The following is a 19797-nucleotide window of genomic DNA, read 5'->3' as shown; positions in this document are numbered from 1 at the left end:
CGGCCTGTCCACGGCGAACTTCGCAGTGCTCACCTCCACCCAGCTCGGCGGTCTGACGACCGCACAGGCCGGTGCTCTCGGAACGGCCCAGATCAAGGCGCTCTCGACCGCCCAGATCGCCGGCCTCAACACCGCACAGGTCGGGTCGCTCACCTCCACACAGATCGGTGCGCTCTCCACAGACGGACTGGCTTCCTTCACGACCGACCAGGTCGCAGCCCTCAGCGCAACCGCTGTCGCTGCGCTCTCCTCGGCCCAGATCGGCGCCCTGTCCTCCACCAAGCTTGACGCCTTCAGCACCAAGCAGCTCGCCGCTCTCTCGATCGCAGCAGTCGCAGGCCTTGCAACCGAGGATATGGCCACCATCTCCTCGACCGAGATCTCGGCGCTCAGCGCCAAGACGCTCGCCAGCATCGCCACCGCCAACTTCGCCGTCCTCACCTCCACCCAGCTCGGCGCTCTGACGACCGCGCAGACCGGTGCTCTCGGCACGGCCCAGATCAAGGTCCTCTCGACCGCCCAGATCGACGGCCTCACCACGGCGCAGGTCGCCGTGCTCTCCTCCGCACAGATCGGCGCCCTCACGACCGACGGCATCGCATCCTTCACCACCGATCAGGTGGCCGCTCTCAGCGCGGCCGGCGTCGGTGCCCTGAACTCCGCTCAGCTCGGTGCCCTCAGCACCACACAGCTCAACGCCTTCACCACCACGCAGCTCGCAGCCCTCTCCGCCACTGCCGTTGCCGGTCTCGATACCGACGACATCGCAACCATCTCCTCAACCGAGATCTCGGCCCTCAACGCCAAGACGCTCGCCGGTCTCTCCACCGCGACCTTTGCCGCCCTCACATCCACCCAGCTCGGTGGCCTGACGACGACACAGACCGCAGCGCTCACGACGGCCCAGGTCAAGGCTCTCTCGACCGCCCAGATCGACGGCCTGACGACCGCACAGATCTCCGTGCTGACGTCGAGCCAGATCGGTGCGCTCTCCACCGAAGGCGTCGCCTCGCTCTCCACCGACCAGGTCGCAGCCCTCAACGCCAAGACCATCACGTCCCTGACGAGTGCCCAGGTCGGCGCCATGAGCTCCACCCAGATCGGCGCGCTCAATGCGACCCAGATCTCCAACCTCGGCTCGGAAGAACTGGCGGCCATGGCCTCCGAGGACCTTGCAGCCTTCTCCACGGATGAGATCGCAGCCCTCAGCGCCAAGGCCATCGTCGGCCTGTCCTCCAGCGTCATCGCAACCCTGTCCACCGACCGGATCACCGCCCTCAACTCCGCAGCCGTCGGTGCCCTTTCGTCGGTCCAGATCGGGGCCCTGTCCTCCGCCCAGCTCGATGCCTTCACCACCGCGCAGCTCTCGGCCCTGTCGTCCACCGCGGTCGCAGGCCTCGAAACGGCCGACATCGCAACGATCTCCTCCACCGAGATCTCCGCGCTCAACGCCAAGACGCTCGCAAGCCTTTCCACGACCAACTTCGCCGTCCTCACCTCCACCCAGCTCGGCGCCCTGACGACCGCGCAGACCGCCGCCCTGACCGCTGCCCAGGTTCGCACCCTGAGCTCCACCCAGATCGACGGCCTCTCGACCACGCAGGTTTCGGTCCTCACCTCGGCCCAGGCAAGCTCGCTCACCACCGATGGTGTGGCCTCGCTCTCCACCGATCAGGTGGCCGTGCTGAACACAGCCGCTGTCGCTGCCCTGACCTCGACCCAGCTCGGCGCCCTGTCCTCCACCCAGCTCGGTGCCTTCAGCACTGCACAGCTGGCGGCCCTGTCGTCTGCAGCGATTGCAGGCCTTGCCACCGAAGACATGGCGACGATCTCCTCCACCGAGATCGCAGCCCTCAGCGCCAAGGCGCTCGGCGGCCTGTCCACGGCGAACTTCGCAGTGCTCACCTCCACCCAGCTCGGCGGTCTGACGACCGCACAGGCCGGTGCCCTGGGAACGGCCCAGATCAAGGCGCTTTCGACCGCCCAGATCGCCGGCCTGACGACGGCACAGGTCGGGTCGCTCACCTCCACCCAGATCGGCGCGCTCTCCACAGACGGACTGGCTTCCTTCACGACCGACCAGGTCGCAGCCCTCAGCGCAACCGCTGTCGCTGCGCTCTCCTCGGCCCAGATCGGCGCCCTGTCCTCCACCAAGCTTGACGCCTTCAGCACCAAGCAGCTCGCCGCCCTCTCGATCGCAGCGGTCGCAGGCCTTGCAACCGAGGATATGGCCACCATCTCCTCGACCGAGATCTCGGCGCTCAGCGCCAAGACGCTCGCCAGCATCGCCACCGCCAACTTCGCCGTCCTCACCTCCACCCAGCTCGGCGCTCTGACGACCGCGCAGACCGGTGCTCTCGGAACGGCCCAGATCAAGGTCCTCTCGACCGCCCAGATCGACGGCCTCACCACGGCGCAGGTCGCCGTGCTCTCCTCCGCACAGATCGGTGCCCTCACGACCGACGGCATCGCATCCTTCACCACCGATCAGGTGGCCGCTCTCAGCGCGGCCGGCGTCGGTGCCCTGAACTCCGCTCAGCTCGGTGCCCTCAGCACCACACAGCTCAACGCCTTCACCACCACGCAGCTCGCAGCCCTCTCCGCCACTGCCGTTGCCGGTCTCGATACCGACGACATCGCAACCATCTCCTCAACCGAGATCTCGGCCCTCAACGCCAAGACGCTCGCCGGCATCTCGACGGTCAGCTTCGCGGCACTCACCTCAACCCAACTTGGCGGTCTGACGACGGCGCAGACAGGTTCGCTCGTCACCGCCCAGGTCAAGGTTCTCTCGACCGGCCAGATCGCCGGCCTGACGACGGCCCAGGTCGGTTCGCTCACCTCCACCCAGATCGGTGCGCTCTCCACAGACGGACTGGCCTCGTTCACGACCGATCAGGTCGCAGCCCTCAGCGCCACTGCTGTCGCTGCGCTCTCCTCGGCCCAGATCGGTGCCCTGTCCTCCACCAAGCTCGATGCCTTCAGCACCAAGCAACTGGCGGCTCTGTCGACCGCAGCGATCGCAGGCCTTGCAACCGAGGACATGGCCACCATCTCCTCGACCGAGATCTCGGCTCTCAGCGCCAAGACCCTCGCCAACATCGCCACGGCCAACTTCGCGGTCCTGACATCCACCCAGCTCGGCGGCCTGACGACCACTCAGACCGGCGCTCTCGGCACGGCCCAGATCAAGGTCCTCTCGACCGCCCAGATCGACGGCCTCTCGACGGCACAGGTCGGATCGCTTACCTCCGTCCAGATCGGTGCGCTGACCACGGACGGGATCGCCTCGTTCACCACCGATCAGGTGGCGGCGCTCAGCACGGCAGCGATTGCCGCGCTCTCCTCCGCACAGATCGGCGCCTTGACCACGACGCAGATCGACGCCTTCAGCACCGGACAGCTGGCAGCGCTCTCCAGCAGCGCCGTCGCCGGGCTTGAGACGGGGGACATGGTGACGATCAGCTCGACGGAGATCACGGCTCTGCGGAGCGGGGCACTGGCGAGCCTGTCGACGGCGAACTTCGCCGCCCTCACGTCCACCCAGCTCGGCAGCTTGACGACCGGTCAGGCAGCGGCCCTCTCGACGGCCCAGATCAAGGTGCTTTCGACCGCCCAGATCGACGGCCTCTCGACGGCTCAGATCGGGGCACTGACCTCCGCGCAGATCGGGGCGCTGTCTTCCGACAACGTCATCTCGCTCACGACCCTTCAGGTCTCGGCCTTGAGCACGGCAGCGGTTGCCGCACTCTCGACCACGCAGCTGGATGCCATGTCGTCGGACCAGATCGGAGCCCTGACGGCGACGCAGGTCGCAGCCCTCGGTTCGGCAGCCATCGCCGCACTGTCCTCGCAGGACCTCCTGGCCTTCTCGACGGCCGATATCGCTGCCATCAACGCCAAGGCGATCGCAGGGCTCTCGACCTCGGATATCAGCAACCTGACGACGGCACAGCAGGTCGCCTTCACGACGACCCAGATCCAGGCGATGAACACCGACCAGACGAACGCGATCGTCCTCGCCTACCAGTCGATCTAAACAGAAACGCCGCCATCCGGTCCCGGATGGCGGCGCCTATCAGCAACGAAACTTCGCCGGCCGACGCTCCCGCGTCCGCCGGCTAAGTCCGTTGAAGAGAGCCGCAGCATTCTGTCCGCATGGCTTTGGCTGCAGCTTTAAGGATCAGAAGCCTTCGAGGACGATCTTGCCGCGCGCCTTGCCGCTTTCGATGACGGCATGGGCTTGCATCAGGGTCTCCGCATGGATGGGACGGAGCACGTCGGTCACCGTCGTGCGCAGCCGACCGGCATCGATCAGGGCGGCAACGTCGTCGAGGAGCTTGCCCTGTTCGGCCATGTCGGGCGTTTCGAAGATCGAACGGGTGAACATCAGCTCCCAATGGATCGACACCGCCTTGCGCTTGAAGCCGGTGACATCCAGACTTTCCGGGTCGTCGATGAGGCCGAAGCGGCCCTGAGGCGCGATAAGCTTCGCGATCTCGGCGAGATGACGGTGGGTTTCGGTCGTCGAAAACACGAAGGCGGGTGCGCCGATGCCGAGCGCAGCTATCTGATCGGCGAGCGGCCTGGAATGATCCACGACATGGTGGGCGCCGAGGTCGCTGACCCAGGCCCGGGTCTCCTCACGCGACGCCGTGGCGATGACCGTGAGATCGGTGAGCGCACGCACGAGCTGGATGGCGATCGAGCCGACCCCGCCGGCGCCGCCGATGATAAGGATGGCCTTTGCGGCGCCGGGCACCGGTTTGCGGACATCCAACCGGTCGAACAGCATTTCCCAGGCCGTGATGGCGGTGAGCGGCAAGGCTGCGGCCTCGGCATTGGAGATCGATGCGGGCTTGCGGCCCACCAGACGTTCATCTACCAGATGAAACTCGCTGTTTGCGCCCGGCCGCAGCAGCGAGCCGGCATAAAAGACCGCGTCCCCCGGCTTGAACGCCGTCACGGCACTGCCGACCTCGGCCACCCGACCGACCGCGTCCCAGCCCAGAACCTTCTGCGACCCCGCATCGGGATCCACGTTCTTGCGGATCTTGGTGTCCACCGGGTTGACCGAGATCGCATCGACCGCGACCAGGAGATCGCGGGGCCCCGGTGCGGGCCTGGGTAACTCGATATCGATGAGCGCATCGTCGCGCTCGATCGTGCCGGCCTTGGTATAGGCGACTGCTTTCATGATCGGACTCCTCGTCTTTTCGCCGCCGGGTCATCCGGTTGCGTCACGCACGATATGCGAATACGCTGGCAATATTGTTATACGCACAAAGACTGTCCATAGTGTCGAAAAGGATACCATCATGGCGAAGGTCCGGCACTCGCGGTTCGATTGCAGTCCCGGCTGCTCGGTGGAGGCCGCGATCGCCCTGATCGATGGCAAGTGGAAGTCGGTCATCCTGTTCCACCTCCTGTCGGGCACTCTGCGGTTCAACGAGATCCGCCGGACGATCCCCAACGTGACGCAACGCATGCTGACCAACCAGTTGCGCGAATTGGAAGAGGACGGACTGATCTCCCGCAAGGTCTATGCGCAGGTGCCGCCGAAGGTGGAGTACAGCCTCTCGCCACTCGGCCGGTCGATGGAGCCGGTGATGCTGGCGCTGAAGCAGTGGGGAGATGCCAATCTCAGCCTGTACGGCAAGCCGAAGACTGCGGAGACCGCTCATAACGTGCCGGAACGTGCCGAAAGCAGCTCGGCAGCTTGAAAGCTGAGGTTTGTCGGGTTCGGAATGGACATGACAGGCTGCCGATTTCCGATACGGGTTGAGGTCGGGCGGCGGAGCGGCTATCTGAAGCCGAGCGCACACGGCGCGCCTATCCCCCGAGAGTACCGTCCCCAGAGAACAAGGCGTCCGGCATGAACCAAACTTTTCTCGTCACCCATTCCGGTGGCTTCCATGCCGACGAACTCCTGTCGAGCGTCATTCTGACACGGCTCCATCCCGAGGCGAAGATCGTGCGCAGCCGCGCGCCGGAGTGGATTGCGGCGGGTGCGGACCGGATCGTCTACGATGTCGGCGGCGCCTATGATGCGGAGACCCGCATCTTCGACCATCACCAGCGGGGCGCACCGGTACGCGACGATGGCCAGCCTTACAGTTCCTTCGGATTGATCTGGCGGCATTTCGGACGGGATTATCTCCGCGCGTCCGGAATCCCCGAAACGCATGTCGAGGCCGTCCATGCCGCATTCGACGGCAGCTTCGTCCTGCCGGTCGATCTCGTCGATAATGGCGCGCTCAGCCCTTCGACGGCTGGTGTTCTTGCGGGCCTGACGCTTCCGGCGCTGCTCGAAACGCTGAAGCCCGTTTTCGACGACGCCGATCCGGAGGCCGAAACGCGGAGCTTTTACGGAGCCCTTGCCATCGCGCGCAGCTTCGTGGAGGCGAGCATCGGCAAGGCCGCCGCCAAGATTCGCGCGGAAACACTGGTGATGGACGCCATTGCGGCGGCAGGGCAGGGGCATATTCTGGAGCTTCCCATCGGCATGCCCTTCCGCTCGGCAGTGGTGAAGGCCGGGGCCGATCACCTGCTCTTCGTCGTGCATCCGCGCGACAAGGACTGGTGCGTGACGGGCATCCGGCGTGCGGATGAGGGTTTCGAGCTTCGCGCCGACCTGCCTATGGCCTGGGCGGGCCTGACAAATGCCGACCTGGAAGCGGCGAGCGGCGTGATGGGAGCGAGCTTCTGTCATAAGGGCCGCTTCATCGCCGCCGCCCGTACGCGCAAGGCCGCCCTTGCTCTCGCCGACATCGCCGTTGCCGAAGCGCTGGCCGAACGGGCCCACGCCGTCGCCTGACGGCGGCAGTTTCAGAAAGATCCGGAATGAGCGTTGCCTTCACCAAGGAAGAAAGCTTCGAGACCGCGTCGGAAACGCTCCTTCCCGATCGGCCCGTCTCCGCGCATCCAAACCTCGTCACGCAGGCGGGGTTTGCGGCACTGGAAGCCGAGATGGAGACGGCGCGGGTTGCCTATGCCGCCGCCAACCTGATCGAGGACGTCAACGAGAAGCGCCGGCAGGCCGCCACGCCACTGCGCGATCTGCGGTACCTTTCCGCAAGGATTCGAACGGCGCAAATCATGCCTGAGCCTGCGTCTCTCGCAGCTGTCGCCTTCGGCAGCACCGTGACCTTTGCCCGCGACGACGGCCGCGTTCAAACCTATCGGATCGTCGGGGAGGACGAGGCGGATCCGAAAGCCGGGACGATCTCGCACGTCTCGCCTGTTGCCGCCGCCCTGATGGGCAAGGCCGTGGGCGATGTCGTAACCGTAGCCGGGCACGAACTGGACGTGGTCAAACTTGGCTGAGCCTGCCGGTTCAACACCTTAAAAAATCTCCATCGTCGGGATTTGATCTAGTAAATATTTACTGACAGCGGCTTGCTAATCGGGCAGGCTGCGTCGTCTCTGCACCTTGTATCGATATTCGAGCGTCCGCATCTCATGGTCACCATCAAGGAAATTGCGAAAGCGGTCGGCGTCTCCTCGGCGACCGTTTCGCGCGTCCTGAACTACGATCCTGCCCTCTCGATCTCTGCCGCCAAGCGTCAGGCCGTCATCGAGACCGCGGAAGCGCTGAATTATGCAACGCCCCGCAACCGTGCCCGGCAAAGCGAGGCCTTGCAGCAGGATGGGGCGCAGAACGGAGCTGGCCATTCTACGAGCCACCAGGCCGGCCAGTTGGGACATGGCGAGCCGGGCCTGCTTCAGCGTCTCGCGATCGTCCATTTCCTCGAGCCGTCCGACGAGGTGGCCGATCCTTATTATGTCGGCGTGCGTCTCGGCATCGAGAATCGCTGCCGCGAACTGAAGAGCGATATCGTCAAGGTGTTCCACTCCGACAGCATGCCGGATGCAGCGCTCCTGGCGGATGTCTCCGGTGTCATCGTGATCGGCAAACACTCGGACAACGAGATCGCCTGGCTCGACAAGCACTGCCGCCATGTCGTCTTCGCCGACTTCGTGCCGCCGTCGGACCGCTTCGACTGCGTGCATAGCGATCTCGTCGCGGCCACGCATAAGGTCTTGGATACGCTCGATGATCTCGCTTACGAGCGCATCGCGTTCATTGGCAGCTACGAGCATCTGAACGGGGAAACCCAGCGGTTCGGCGAGCGGCGGTGCAAGGCCTATATCGACTGGCAGAAGGCGCGGGGCACCTTCGATGCGGATCTGCTGGTGCTGGGCGAGAGTTGCGATTCCGGGCAGAACCTGCGGCTGGAAACCGGCTACGAGCTCGCGCGCCAGCTGCTGTCCCGCCGGCCGTTGCCCGACATCATCGTGACAGCGAACGACAATATGGCGATCGGCACCTATCGGGCTGCGCGCGAGGCCGACCTTTCGATTCCAGACGACGTGGCGATCGTTTCCTTCAACGATATCCCCGTGGCACAGTTCCTCACCCCACCGCTCTCGACCGTGAAGATCCATGGCGAACATATCGGCGAGACGGCGGTCAACCTGCTGCTTGAGCGGCTCGGCGGCCGGGCCTATGCAAAAATGGTGACGATCCCCACCGAGACGATCTGGCGCGGCAGCTGCCGCACCCCGGAAGCCTTGTGAACGCAGGTGCAGCAGGCACTTTTTGCACCGCGATAAATATTTACTAAATATCGGTTGCCCTTGCCCAAAATTTAGGAAATACTCCCGCCCATGACAGGTGGAGCTGTCTCAGTTATCGGGACTTTCAGGGAGGAAGACCATGCATTTCCAGCGTATTTCAAAGACCTTCGCGGCCGTCGCTTTGGCGAGCACGAGCTTTTTCGCCGCCACCTCGGCCTTTGCGGGCGAGATCACCGTGTGGTGCTGGGACCCCAATTTCAATGTCGCGATCATGAAGGAAGCCGGTGCGCGCTATACCGCAAAGCACCCGGACACCACCTTCAACATCGTCGACTTCGCCAAGGCAGACGTCGAGCAAAAGCTGCAGACCGCACTGACCTCCGGCACGACGGACGCGCTTCCGGATATCGTCCTGATCGAGGACTACGGCGCGCAGAAATATCTGCAGTCCTTCCCCGGTGCCTTTGCGCCTATGTCCGATACGGTCGATTATGCCGGCTTTGCACCCTACAAGGTCAAGCTGATGACGGTGGACGACAAGGTCTACGGCATGCCGTTCGACAGCGGCGTGACGGGCCTCTACTACCGCAAGGATTACCTGGAACAGGCCGGCTTCAAGCCGTCCGACATGCAGGACATCACCTGGGATCGCTTCATCGAGATCGGCAAGGCCGTCGAAGAGAAAACGGGCAAGAAGATGCTCGGTCTCGACATCACCGACGCCGGCTTCACCCGCATCCTGATGCAGTCAGCCGGCCAGTGGTATTTCGATGCGGAAGGCAATCTGAGCATCGAGAACAACACCGCTCTGAAGGCGGCGCTCGAGACACAGCAGAAGATCCTCAAGGCCAACATTCACAAGCCCGCCGCTGGCTGGACCGATTGGGTTGGCACCTTCACGTCGGGTGATGTCGCAACGGTCACGACCGGCGTCTGGATCACCGGAACGGTCAAGGCGCAGGCCGACCAGTCCGGCAAATGGGGTGTCGCACCGCTTCCGAGCCTCGGCATCGAAGGCGCGACGCATGCGTCCAACCTCGGCGGCTCCAGCTGGTATGTCGTCGAAAGCTCGGCCGAGAAAAAGGAAGCCATCGACTTCCTCAACGAGGTCTATGCCAAGGACATCCCCTTCTACCAGAAGATCCTGACCGAACGCGGCGCCGTCGGGTCGCTGCTCGCCGCCCGCACGGGCGACGCCTACATGCTGGCCGATCCGTTCTTCGGCGGCGAAAAGGTCTGGCAGAATTTCTCGGACTGGCTCTCCAAGGTGCCCGCGGTCAATTACGGCGTCTTCACAAACGAAGTCGACACCGCCGTCGCAGCACATCTGCCGTCGCTGGCCCAGGGTGCCGACATCCCGACGGTGCTGAAAGAAATCCAGTCGCAGGCCGAAGGCCAGATTCAGTAAGCGGTTCCTCCCAACCGCGCTGCGGTGTCGCGCCTTCCTCCGGGCGCGGCACCCCTTTCTCGCCAGGGCCAAAAGGCCGGGCATTCAGGGCAGACGCGCAAGAAGGCTTAAGCCGCATCGAGCGCCATCATCATCCCAACAGGTTCCGGTCGAAACCATGGCTCACGCGAAAACAAGCGGCGCGCGGACAAGCGGGCTGAAGCGCTATTACGACGTCAACGGCTGGCTCTTCATCGCGCCCGCCATCGGCCTCATCGGCCTGTTCCTCATCTACCCCATCTTCCGCTCGCTCTATCTGTCCTTCTTCTCGGGCAAGGGCATGATGATGAAGTTTGCAGGCTTCGGGAACGTCGCGCGGCTCAGCAACGATCCGGTCTTCCTGAAAGCCTTGACCAACACGACGATCTTCTTCGTGGTGCAGGTGCCGATCATGATCGTGCTCGCGCTGATGCTCGCCTCGCTTCTGAACACCGACCGGCTCAGATTCGCGGGCGTGTTTCGCACCGCCATCTTCCTGCCCTGCGTCGCATCGCTGGTCGCCTATTCCATCCTATTCAAGAGCATGTTCTCGGTCGATGGCATCATCAACCAGGCGCTTCTGGCCGTCGGCATCATCGGCGCGCCGATCGGCTGGCTTACCGAACCGTTCTGGGCAAAGGTCCTCGTCATCATCGCCATCACCTGGCGGTGGACCGGCTACAACATGATCTTCTATCTCGCGGCCCTGCAGAACATCGATCGGTCGATCTACGAGGCCGCCCGCATCGATGGCGTTCCCGCCTGGGCGCGCTTCGTGCACCTCACCATTCCGATGCTGAAGCCGGTCATCCTGTTCACCACCATCATCTCCACGATCGGCACGATCCAGCTGTTCGACGAGGTCTATAACCTCACCGAAGGCAAGGGCGGGCCGGCGGACGCGACCATCACGCTGTCGCTCTACATCTACAATCTCACCTTCCGCTACATGCCGAGCTTCGGCTATGCCGCCACGATCTCGTATGTGATCGTCCTCATGGTGGCGGTGCTGTCCTTCCTGCAATTCTATGCCGCGAGGGAGCGTTCATGACCGCCATCTCCACCAGCCGCGCCGTCCCGGCCTCCCGCGCAGGCCGTGTCCTCCCGCGTGCCGCGACCTATGTCGCTTTGTCGGTCGCCGCCTTCGTCTCCGTCTTTCCCTTCATTTGGATGATGATCTCCTCGACCAATACGTCGATCGACATCATCAAGGGCAAGGCAACGTTCGGCAGTGCTTTTTCCAACAATGTCGCGAATTTCTTCGCGCAGGTCGACGTGCCGCTCGTGTTCTGGAACTCGGCCAAGGTGGCGATCCTCGCCACGCTGCTGACGATCGCCGTGTCGTCGCTCGCCGGCTACGGCTTCGAGATGTTCCGCTCGAAGATGCGCGACCGCATCTATTCGCTCGTTCTTCTGACGTTGATGGTGCCCTTTGCGGCGCTGATGATCCCGCTGTTCATGATGATGGGCAAGGCCGGCCTCATCAACACGCACATCGCGATCCTGCTGCCGACCGTCGCCTCCGCCTTCATCATCTTCTACTTCCGCCAGGCCACCAAGGCCTTCCCGACCGAACTGCGCGACGCAGCGAAAGTGGACGGGCTGAAGGAGTGGCAGATCTTCCTCTATATCTACGTTCCCGTGATGCGCTCGACCTATGCCGCCGCCTTCGTCATCGTCTTCATGATGAACTGGAACAATTATCTCTGGCCGCTGATCGTTCTCCAGTCGAACGACACGAAGACGATCACGCTCGTCGTATCGTCGCTGGCCTCGGCCTACTACCCCGATTTCGGCGTGGTCATGATCGGCACGATCCTCGCCACCCTCCCAACCCTTCTCGTCTTCTTCGTCATGCAGCGCCAGTTCGTGGCCGGCATGCTCGGTTCTGTGAAATAGGATGTCGACAATGCGCAGATATGAAAGCTTCAACGGCAACTGGACCTTCAGCGAAGGCTTCGATGCGGCCAAGGCCGGTCAGCCGCTGATCGGGGAAACGGTGCGCCTGCCGCACACCGCCGTCGAACTGCCCTACAACTATTTCGACGAGACGAGCTACCAGAAGGCCTTCACCTACCAGAAGGTGATCGCCTGGGAGCCGGGCTTCGAAGGCCGTGAAGTCTCGCTCGTCTTCGACGGCGCCATGGCCGACAGCGAGGTCTTCCTCAACGGCGAGAAGATCGCCTTCCACCGCGATGGCTACACGCCGTTCGAAGCGCGGCTGACGGCGGGCCTGAAGCCGGGCGACAACCTCGTTACCGTCAAGATCGACGGGTCGGAGAACCCGGAGATCCCGCCCTTCGGCGGCATGATCGACTATCTCTGCTATGCCGGCATCTATCGCGATGTCTGGCTGAAGGTCGCAAGCCCCGTCTCGATCCGCAACATGAAGATCGAAACGCCGGAGGCACTGTCGGCCAGCACGGTTTCGGTGCGCGTCGATCTTTCGAACCCGCAGGACCTGCCGACGGCAGGCACGATCCGCGTCTCGATCGCCGACAAAGCAGGCACGGTGGTCGGCAAGGGGACGGCGGATGTCGCGGGCGACAGTACGACGCTCGTCATCGATGGTCTTGCGGGCCTCGCGCTCTGGGACATCGACAATCCTGTGCTCTACACGCTGACGGCGGAGCTGGACACCGCGTCGGGCGCCGATGCGCTGTCGAGCCGGTTCGGTTTTCGCACGGCGGAGTTCACGCCGGACGGGTTTCTGCTCAACGGCAAGCCGCTCAAGCTGCGCGGGCTCAATCGCCATCAGGCCTGGCCCTATTCCGGCTATGCCATGGGCCGGCGCGCGCAGGAGAAGGATGCGGATATCCTGAAATTCGACCTGCGCTGCAACATCGTGCGCACGTCGCATTATCCGCAGGCAAAGAGCTTCATCGAGCGCTGCGACGATATCGGCCTTCTGGTGTTCGAGGAGATCCCCGGCTGGCAGCATATCGGCGGCGAGGCCTGGAAGGCGGAATCGGTCGAGAACGTCCGCCGCATGATCGAGCGCGACTGGAACCATCCGTCGATCATCATCTGGGGCGTGCGCATCAACGAAAGCCAGGACGACCACGACTTCTACGCCGAGACCAACAGGCTTGCGCGTGAACTCGACACCACCCGCCAGACCGGCGGCGTCCGGTTCATCACCAATTCCGAGCTGCTCGAAGACGTCTACACCATGAACGACTTCATTCTCGGCCAGGAGGAGATGCCGGGCAACAATCGCGGCCGCGTGGTGCTGCGCGACCGGGTCGAGACGACGGGAATCACCAAGCCGATCCCCTACATGATCACCGAATATAACGGCCATATGTACCCGACCAAGCGCTTCGACCAGGAGCAGCGGCAGGCCGAGCATGTCACGCGCCACCTGCTGATCCTCGATGCGGTCGCCGGCCGCGACGATATCTCCGGCTCCACCGGCTGGTGCATGTTCGATTACAACACGCACAAGGACTTCGGCTCGGGCGACCGCGTCTGCTACCACGGGGTGCTCGACACGTTCCGCGAACCCAAACTGGCCGCCTATGCCTACGCATCGCAGGGCGATCCGGCCGGTGGCGTCGTGCTGCAGCCGGTGACCTACTGGGCGCGCGGCGAGCGCAATATCGGCGGGGTTCTGCCGCTGATCATCCTGACGAACTGCGACTATCTGGAGATCACCTTCGGCGACTTCGCGCCGAAGCGCATCGAGCCGGATCGCGAAACCTATCCGCATCTCGCGCATCCCCCGGTCATCCTCGACATGCGCAATGTCACGCCGTCCGAGTTCGGCACCTGGGGCCGAATCTGGCGGGACGGCGTCATCACCGGCTATGTCGACGGCAAGGCGGTTAAGACCGTCGTGCTCCCGGCCGATCCGCTTCCCACGACACTGGAGATCGCGCCGGACGACACGCATCTGCGGGCCGGAGAGAAGGACGCCGTTCGCGTCATCGTTCGCGTGCTCGACCAGGGCGGCAACATCCTGCCCTTCTTCGAGGAGCCGATCCGCTTCGCCGTGGACGGCCCCGGCCGCATCATCGGCCCGTCGCTGCAGAGCTTCAAGGGCGGGGTCACCGGCTTCTGGCTCGAGGCCGGCGACGCAGCGGGAACCATCACGCTGACGGCGGAATGCGGACTGTTCGCAGACCAGACCGTCACTTTCACCGTCAGCGCATAGGAGCCGGTATGGCCGACGTCATTCTCAAGGACATCCGCAAGACATTCGGCGTGCTCGATGTCATCAAGGGCGTCGATCTCGACATCAAATCCGGCGAGTTCGTCGTTTTCGTCGGCCCGTCTGGATGCGGCAAGTCCACGCTGCTGCGCATGATCGCCGGGCTGGAGGACATCACCTCCGGCACGCTCGAGATCGGCGGGCAGGTGATGAACGATGTCGATCCCTCCAAGCGCGGGATCGCCATGGTGTTCCAGTCCTATGCGCTCTATCCGCACATGACGGTGCGCGAGAATATGGGCTTCGCGCTGCGTTTCGCCGGACAGGACAAGGCGGAGATCGCACGTCGCGTCGATGCGGCCGCGAAAATCCTCGAGCTCGGGCCGCTGATGGACCGCAAGCCGAAGGCGCTCTCCGGCGGGCAGCGCCAGCGCGTCGCCATCGGCCGCGCCATCGTGCGCGAACCCGACGTCTTCCTCTTCGACGAGCCGCTGTCGAACCTGGACGCGGAGCTTCGGGTGCACATGCGGGTGGAAATCGCCCGGCTGCACAAGGAACTGAACGCCACCATCGTCTACGTCACGCACGATCAGGTGGAAGCGATGACGCTGGCCGACAAGATCGTCGTTCTCCGGGCCGGCATCGTGGAACAGGTCGGCGCACCGCTCGATCTGTACGACGACCCCGCCAACCTGTTCGTTGCCGGCTTCATCGGCTCGCCGCGGATGAACGTCTTCGCCGGCCGGGTCATCGGCGCCAGCGGACCCTCCGCGCTCGTCTCGCTCGATGGCTTCGCCGACAAGGAAATCGCCGTGCCGCTGCAGGGTCCGGTGCCGTCTGCCGGCACCCCGATCCGTCTCGGCATCCGCCCGGAGCATTTCACCGATGCAGGCGAGGACAGCCTGTCGATCACCATCGACATGTTCGAGCATCTGGGCGGCGAGACGTTTGCCTATGGTCGCTCGACATCCGGCGAAACCATCGTCGTCACCACCCGCAACGGCCGCAGCCTCTCCACGGGTCATGTGCTGAAGGCAGGCTTCGACCCGACGCGGGCTCTGCTCTTCGCAGAAGACGGCAAGCGTATCCGGTAGGGATTGAAGACGTACGAACGAAAGAGCGCCGGCCCACACTTTGGTTCCGGCGTTTTTCGTTTGCAGAGCGGATGCTCTCGATTTTCACAGGGGTTGGTTCAGGCTGAGGGCGAAATGACACTCTAACGAGCGAAGTCCGCTATTAGGCTCGGAGCGGACAAGGCGTTGACTGCTCGGCTTTGACGCACCCGTGGTTTCCGCGTTATCTCGGTGCGATCTTTTGCCAGAGGGTGCGCATGTGAAGAAGCTGCTCGACAACGACGCTCTGGAGATTGAAATTCTGGCGGAATTTTTCAAGCAGAGCTGGACGCTGCTGGATTGTGCCGCTGATGGATCGACAAGCCATCAAACTGCTCATCGAGCTATCCAGCTACATTTCGAAAATGCTGAGCGGCTGTGGGGTGCGTACTCTAGCCAATATGTTCTGGCTAAGCGAAATGCCGCTCTTCCTGACACAAAATTACACACGGTAATCACTGCGTTAAACTTGAAGAAACAACTGATGCCGTAGCGCTGGTCGGCTACAACGATGGGGAACTGCTAGCATTTTCTGCCAACGGCCTCCGTTTGCCCGGCATGGCTCAGGACGCCATCTGGTGGACTGGAAAATTTATAAGCTGAAGCCCGCGAATGACCGCAATACTTGCACGAGAGGGAAGACGATGCCCGACTACGATAGACAACCCCTTTTAGAACACTCCCTTCAGGTGCTCATCGGCTTGCCTATGAGTATTGCTCGTAACGCTGCGGACATGAAGGTGTTTCATTTTGGCGAGATTCAGCCGCATCCTTCAGGCACAGGAACCGTCGGGCTCTATGCACTACATATTCAGTGTCCGTGGCGTCTAGTTTCCAGGGATACGGTATATACAGGGACTTCCGATCGGTTGATCGGGCCCGCCGACGGCAAGGAGGTAGATAACGGCGACCCTCGATCAGGTAGCCTGCAGGACGTCAAGCTCGCATCTCTCCTCGGAGGTTACGACGAGAAGACTAGGTCCTTCCTTAACACCAGCGAGCAGCTCATTGTTACCTCGGTCAATGTCGACAGCTTCGGTGGAGCTGATTTGCTCTTATCAGGGGATTATCGCCTGCAGATTTTTCCAGATGGATCGTGTGAAGAAGACTGGCGCCTTGTGGAAATGAAAGGGCGTCATCTCGTCATAGAAGGCGGCCGCCTACGCATTGACGATTAGCGAACTGAATCCTTAGCTACCTGAGTGCGTTGAAGGCATCGAGACAAACGTCCTGCCTTCCTTCGCCTTCCGCCTCTGCGGATATCGGCTCCCGTCACCACTCACGCCACTCCGCTGTAATATCCTCATCATCAGGGAGGCTGAAGCCCGACGCCCTTACCACCGCGTCAATCAGGACACCGAGTTCGTCGCGCTCCAGCGTCTCGATTATCCCGCTTCTGGCGTTGATCTCATTGATCGCGAGAACGATATCCTTGACCGCTGCCTGGATTGCCTGCGCATCCTGTTGGCTGGTTGCGACCTTCACCGTGTCGATGAACGCATTCAGCGATGTTTCAGCCATGGCTATGTCGAACTCGTTGAATAACTCATCTCCCTCGGCCATGGACTCCCGCCAACGTGGCGTTGGAATCTGATCCCGCAATCCTTCGACCTTATCGATATTGCCGGGCACGATCCTCTGCTCGGGCAAGGTTGCCTTCCGGCGCTTGGCCTTGACCATGGTGCGATCAGCCTGCATCAGATAGACCGCCATCAGCCGCAAGTTCGTGTCATATTTAGCGATCACGACCAAATTTCCGACAGCATGGGAATGAACAAAGCGTTCGGCTGAATGGTCCGGCAGCGTGCTGCTCTTGTCTTCTCGAAACGCACCTGCCCCGAGCTTCTCGGCCACCACGTCAGCGCTGTCTCCGAACGTCAGCCCGAATGGCAAGGCCCCTTTATAGGAACGTTGCACGACCCTGATGGCATCCAGCCCGGTAAACGACAGCCGAGAGACGATCCTCTCCTCGTCGTCCGGCAGGTGCCTTGATCGCACATCTGCGAATTCGGCAGCGTATGCGGGAAGGCTTTCCACCTGAAGGCCGAAACCACTATCAAAACCGCCAAAAAATCCAATATCCACATTTGTGCGGAAATCGATAGCATCCAGTTTTTCGTGATGGGCCAGGTACGATACGACGATAGGGTCAGCGATACTACGGCCAGGTATCTCCGAATGGTTCATTCTCCGCCTTGTCTTTTCCAGCATCCCTATCCGATGTTACCTTGTGATCTTTGTAACGTACCCTCGTCCTGCAGGCTTCCACAGAAACCGTACTGGAAACAAACGGCTCGGAGAAGCCTGTCGAAGTCTGGAAGCTTTTTCACTAAGATACCCGGCGGCTAGGCGATGAGATTGAAACAGGAGAAAAATGCATCTTGGGTTCCTCGTAGTCAACATTGCTTTGCGAAGTTGTCGGCGTAGACAGCGCTGCTATTCCCATGACCGCTGTTGGTGCGCGTCGGACGTCGAACCGTGATGTCCTCAGGACGCGGCAAGATTTGGATCAAATTCTCGACCATTATTTCCAATCTCGCTATGAGTAGGAGATCTTATGGATCCCTCGTTAAATATAAAATGAAAAATCATTTAATTTCAAACTACAACACATAGACCATCGAAGGAGGCACCGTAACATCAAGATGAAAAAATTCTTCTGGATTTTAGCCAGTTCGCTTGAAATTGGTTTCTGGGTGATGATCAGCAATCCTATATCTAATGTCATATATGCATCTTTCTTAGGTATAATAACTCTTCCTGTTGGTAGTTTTCTTGGCCTTCACCCATTGGTGTTAGCGATAATATCTTTTGTTTTTGTATTTTGGTGGAATCCAGCTAAAAAACTACGTTTGTTAGCGGCAACTAGACTCAGGACCTATTAAACTGATTTGAGATGTGATTCACAGTCTCCATTGAGGAGGCCGTGATGAGTGATTTGTTTTTGCTGAGCGAGCGTCAGATGTCTCGGATCTCGCCGTTCTTTCCCTTGGCGCATGGTGTGCCGCGGGTCGATGACCGGCGGGTGGTGAGCGGGATCGTCTATGTGATCCGCAACGGGCTGCAGTGGAAGGATGCGCCGAAGGACTACGGCCCGCACAAGACGCTCTACAATCGCTTCATCCGTTGGAGTCGGCTCAGCGTGTTCAACCGGATCTTTGCGGCTTTGGCGGGCGAAAGTCCCAAGCCCGAGCGCATCATGATCGACGCGACACACCTGAAGGCCCACCGCACGGCGGCGAGCCTGCTTGAAAAGGGGATGTTCCCCGACGTATCGGACGCACCAAGGGCGGCCTGAACTCCAAGCTCCACACCGTCTGCGACGACAAAGGCCGTCCCGTGGTCATGCTGCTATCGGAATGTCAGATGAGTGACCACAAAGGCGCCCGTCTCGTGCTGAACGCCCTCCCGCCAGCCAACGTCCTTATCGCCGATCGCGGCTACGACAGCACCTGGTTCCGGCAGGCGCTCGTAACCAAGGGCATCGAACCCTGCATTCGGTCGAGCCGAAGCCGGAAAATTCCTTATCCCTACGACAAGGGACTCTATCGCCAGCGCCACAAGGTCGAGAACCTCTTCGCCAAGCTCAAGGACTGGCGACGCATCGCTACACGATACGACAGATGCGCCCACACTTTCTTCTCAGCCATCTGCATCGCTGCAACCGTCATCTTCTGGATTTGAAACAATGAGTCCTGAGCCTAGCTATCGGACATCCATATTGTCTTTTTGGCAACATACAGCATGTGCATCGCGCTCGCGTCGGTCGGCAGATAATCGGGATGAGGGAATTCGCCGCCCTCAACTCTCATCCTAAGCCGCTGCATTACGATTTCAGAACGCTTGTTCGCCAATGCTGTAAAAGCGTAAAAGCGGGGCACATCCAAGGTACCAAATGCATAATCGAGAACCGCGCGAGCAGCTTCGGTTACATAGCCGTTGCCCCAACAGTCGCGACCCAGCCGCCAACCCACCTCTAAAGCCGGACCGAATGGAAAATCATCGCCGAGCCGATGCAGGCCAATTGCGCCAATCAATGAGCCGTCAGCGATACGCTCGGTAACCCAGAAAGTCTGGCTCGCCACCTTCGGAAAGCTGCGTCAATCGGTCAACGAAATCGCTTGTCTCAGACGCAGTCTTCGTGCCGCCGAGGAACTGCATCACTTCAGGATCAGCATGGATCACGCTCAGCAGGGCCTTATTCGCCTCTCGCCAATCCCTGAGTTTCAATCGGTCTGTCTCAATCACTCTTTCCCTCATGGCAAACAGGCTTCCGCTGCCACAATATCATCGGACCCTCTGCAAGTCATGATTTCAAATCTATAGAGCTGCAGCTTTTTGGATATCCCATGGATGGAATGAAAGACCGGAATAAGGTCAGGAAATGGTCTTCCATGAACTTTTCCAGGATGTCCCCTGTTGGCGTAAAGTGGTTGTCCCAACTGGAATAAAGACTCTTTGGGACAGCATTCAATCCATACAAATCAAAGCTTTCCGGCACTGAAATCCACAAGGGTTCAATTGGG

Annotated in this window: 16 protein-coding genes; 13 read left to right on the top strand and 3 right to left on the bottom strand. The window is 61.4% G+C overall.

Annotated elements, in window-relative coordinates; translation table 11 throughout:
* On the top strand, positions 1 to 4039 hold a 4039-nt coding region (locus C8J36_RS17150), incomplete at its 5' end, for a hypothetical protein (protein WP_165915090.1).
* Between the two features lie 144 nt (positions 4040 to 4183).
* On the opposite strand, the gene C8J36_RS17145 is transcribed toward C8J36_RS17150, so the two are convergent.
* Positions 4184 to 5197, bottom strand: coding sequence for a zinc-binding alcohol dehydrogenase family protein (locus C8J36_RS17145; RefSeq protein ID WP_132536611.1), 1014 nt, complete (start codon positions 5195 to 5197; stop codon positions 4184 to 4186).
* A gap of 121 nt (positions 5198 to 5318) precedes the next feature.
* Here C8J36_RS17145 and C8J36_RS17140 point away from each other — a divergent pair, with 121 nt between their 5' ends.
* The 11 genes from C8J36_RS17140 (at position 5319) to C8J36_RS17090 (ending at position 16449) form a co-directional block, all read left to right on the top strand.
* Positions 5319 to 5723 (top strand): helix-turn-helix domain-containing protein, encoded by a 405-nt coding sequence (locus C8J36_RS17140; RefSeq protein ID WP_132536610.1) that lies wholly within the window; start codon positions 5319 to 5321, stop codon positions 5721 to 5723.
* Positions 5724 to 5875: 152 nt separating this feature from the next.
* On the top strand, positions 5876 to 6817 hold the full coding sequence (locus C8J36_RS17135; RefSeq protein ID WP_132536609.1) for an MYG1 family protein: 942 nt from the start codon (positions 5876 to 5878) through the stop codon (positions 6815 to 6817).
* 26 nt (positions 6818 to 6843) lie between these two features.
* A complete protein-coding gene (greA, locus tag C8J36_RS17130; RefSeq protein WP_132536608.1) occupies positions 6844 to 7326 on the top strand; it encodes a transcription elongation factor GreA in 483 nt (160 codons plus the stop codon).
* Positions 7327 to 7461: 135 nt separating this feature from the next.
* Positions 7462 to 8580: a LacI family DNA-binding transcriptional regulator gene (locus C8J36_RS17125; protein ID WP_132536607.1), complete on the top strand. Its 1119-nt coding sequence runs from the start codon at positions 7462 to 7464 to the stop codon at positions 8578 to 8580.
* 139 nt (positions 8581 to 8719) lie between these two features.
* The gene (locus tag C8J36_RS17120; RefSeq protein WP_132536606.1) at positions 8720 to 9988 is read left to right on the top strand and encodes an extracellular solute-binding protein; all 1269 of its coding nucleotides are present in this window, start codon (positions 8720 to 8722) and stop codon (positions 9986 to 9988) included.
* Positions 9989 to 10145: 157 nt separating this feature from the next.
* Positions 10146 to 11057: a sugar ABC transporter permease gene (locus C8J36_RS17115; protein WP_132536605.1), complete on the top strand. Its 912-nt coding sequence runs from the start codon at positions 10146 to 10148 to the stop codon at positions 11055 to 11057.
* The gene (locus C8J36_RS17110) at positions 11054 to 11905 is read left to right on the top strand and encodes a carbohydrate ABC transporter permease (RefSeq protein WP_132536604.1); all 852 of its coding nucleotides are present in this window, start codon (positions 11054 to 11056) and stop codon (positions 11903 to 11905) included. Before C8J36_RS17115 ends, C8J36_RS17110 begins: the two co-directional genes overlap by 4 nt.
* 10 nt (positions 11906 to 11915) lie before the next feature.
* On the top strand, positions 11916 to 14162 hold the full coding sequence (locus tag C8J36_RS17105; protein ID WP_132536603.1) for a glycoside hydrolase family 2 TIM barrel-domain containing protein: 2247 nt from the start codon (positions 11916 to 11918) through the stop codon (positions 14160 to 14162).
* Between the two features lie 8 nt (positions 14163 to 14170).
* The gene (ugpC, locus tag C8J36_RS17100) at positions 14171 to 15253 is read left to right on the top strand and encodes a sn-glycerol-3-phosphate ABC transporter ATP-binding protein UgpC (protein ID WP_132536602.1); all 1083 of its coding nucleotides are present in this window, start codon (positions 14171 to 14173) and stop codon (positions 15251 to 15253) included.
* 238 nt (positions 15254 to 15491) lie between these two features.
* A complete protein-coding gene (locus tag C8J36_RS17095) occupies positions 15492 to 15764 on the top strand; it encodes a hypothetical protein (protein WP_132536601.1) in 273 nt (90 codons plus the stop codon).
* Between the two features lie 85 nt (positions 15765 to 15849).
* On the top strand, positions 15850 to 16449 hold the full coding sequence (locus C8J36_RS17090) for a hypothetical protein (RefSeq protein ID WP_245506598.1): 600 nt from the start codon (positions 15850 to 15852) through the stop codon (positions 16447 to 16449).
* A gap of 94 nt (positions 16450 to 16543) precedes the next feature.
* Here C8J36_RS17090 and C8J36_RS17085 read toward each other — a convergent pair whose 3' ends face one another.
* A complete protein-coding gene (locus tag C8J36_RS17085; RefSeq protein WP_132536600.1) occupies positions 16544 to 17482 on the bottom strand; it encodes a hypothetical protein in 939 nt (312 codons plus the stop codon).
* Positions 17483 to 18200: 718 nt separating this feature from the next.
* Between C8J36_RS17085 and C8J36_RS17080 the strand changes: the two genes are divergently transcribed.
* Positions 18201 to 18955 (top strand): IS5 family transposase gene (locus C8J36_RS17080; protein ID WP_132536599.1). Its coding sequence is split into 2 segments (ribosomal slippage): positions 18201 to 18534 and positions 18534 to 18955, totalling 756 coding nucleotides; the frame shifts between segments, so codons are not numbered across the junction.
* A gap of 17 nt (positions 18956 to 18972) precedes the next feature.
* On the opposite strand, the gene C8J36_RS17075 is transcribed toward C8J36_RS17080, so the two are convergent.
* Positions 18973 to 19356 (bottom strand): GNAT family N-acetyltransferase, encoded by a 384-nt coding sequence (locus C8J36_RS17075; RefSeq protein ID WP_132536598.1) that lies wholly within the window; start codon positions 19354 to 19356, stop codon positions 18973 to 18975.
* Positions 19357 to 19797 lie beyond the last annotated feature (441 nt).

It is taken from the genome of Rhizobium sp. PP-F2F-G48, from assembly GCF_004342335.1.
GTDB lineage: Bacteria > Pseudomonadota > Alphaproteobacteria > Rhizobiales > Rhizobiaceae > Ferranicluibacter.
Note: the sequence above shows the minus strand (reverse complement) of the source record. Positions and strands in the feature narration are given on the sequence as shown.

Bases quoted from the DNA above. Each gene is read 5' to 3' on its own strand.
- C8J36_RS17145 (WP_132536611.1), bottom strand. From the start codon at position 5,197: ATGAAAGCAGTCGCCTATACCAAGGCCGGCACGATCGAGCGCGACGAT.
- C8J36_RS17140 (WP_132536610.1), top strand. From the start codon at position 5,319: ATGGCGAAGGTCCGGCACTCGCGGTTCGATTGCAGTCCCGGCTGCTCG.
- C8J36_RS17135 (WP_132536609.1), top strand. From the start codon at position 5,876: ATGAACCAAACTTTTCTCGTCACCCATTCCGGTGGCTTCCATGCCGAC.
- greA (WP_132536608.1), top strand. From the start codon at position 6,844: ATGAGCGTTGCCTTCACCAAGGAAGAAAGCTTCGAGACCGCGTCGGAA.
- C8J36_RS17125 (WP_132536607.1), top strand. From the start codon at position 7,462: ATGGTCACCATCAAGGAAATTGCGAAAGCGGTCGGCGTCTCCTCGGCG.
- C8J36_RS17120 (WP_132536606.1), top strand. From the start codon at position 8,720: ATGCATTTCCAGCGTATTTCAAAGACCTTCGCGGCCGTCGCTTTGGCG.
- C8J36_RS17115 (WP_132536605.1), top strand. From the start codon at position 10,146: ATGGCTCACGCGAAAACAAGCGGCGCGCGGACAAGCGGGCTGAAGCGC.
- C8J36_RS17110 (WP_132536604.1), top strand. From the start codon at position 11,054: ATGACCGCCATCTCCACCAGCCGCGCCGTCCCGGCCTCCCGCGCAGGC.
- C8J36_RS17105 (WP_132536603.1), top strand. From the start codon at position 11,916: ATGCGCAGATATGAAAGCTTCAACGGCAACTGGACCTTCAGCGAAGGC.
- ugpC (WP_132536602.1), top strand. From the start codon at position 14,171: ATGGCCGACGTCATTCTCAAGGACATCCGCAAGACATTCGGCGTGCTC.
- C8J36_RS17085 (WP_132536600.1), bottom strand. From the start codon at position 17,482: ATGCTGGAAAAGACAAGGCGGAGAATGAACCATTCGGAGATACCTGGC.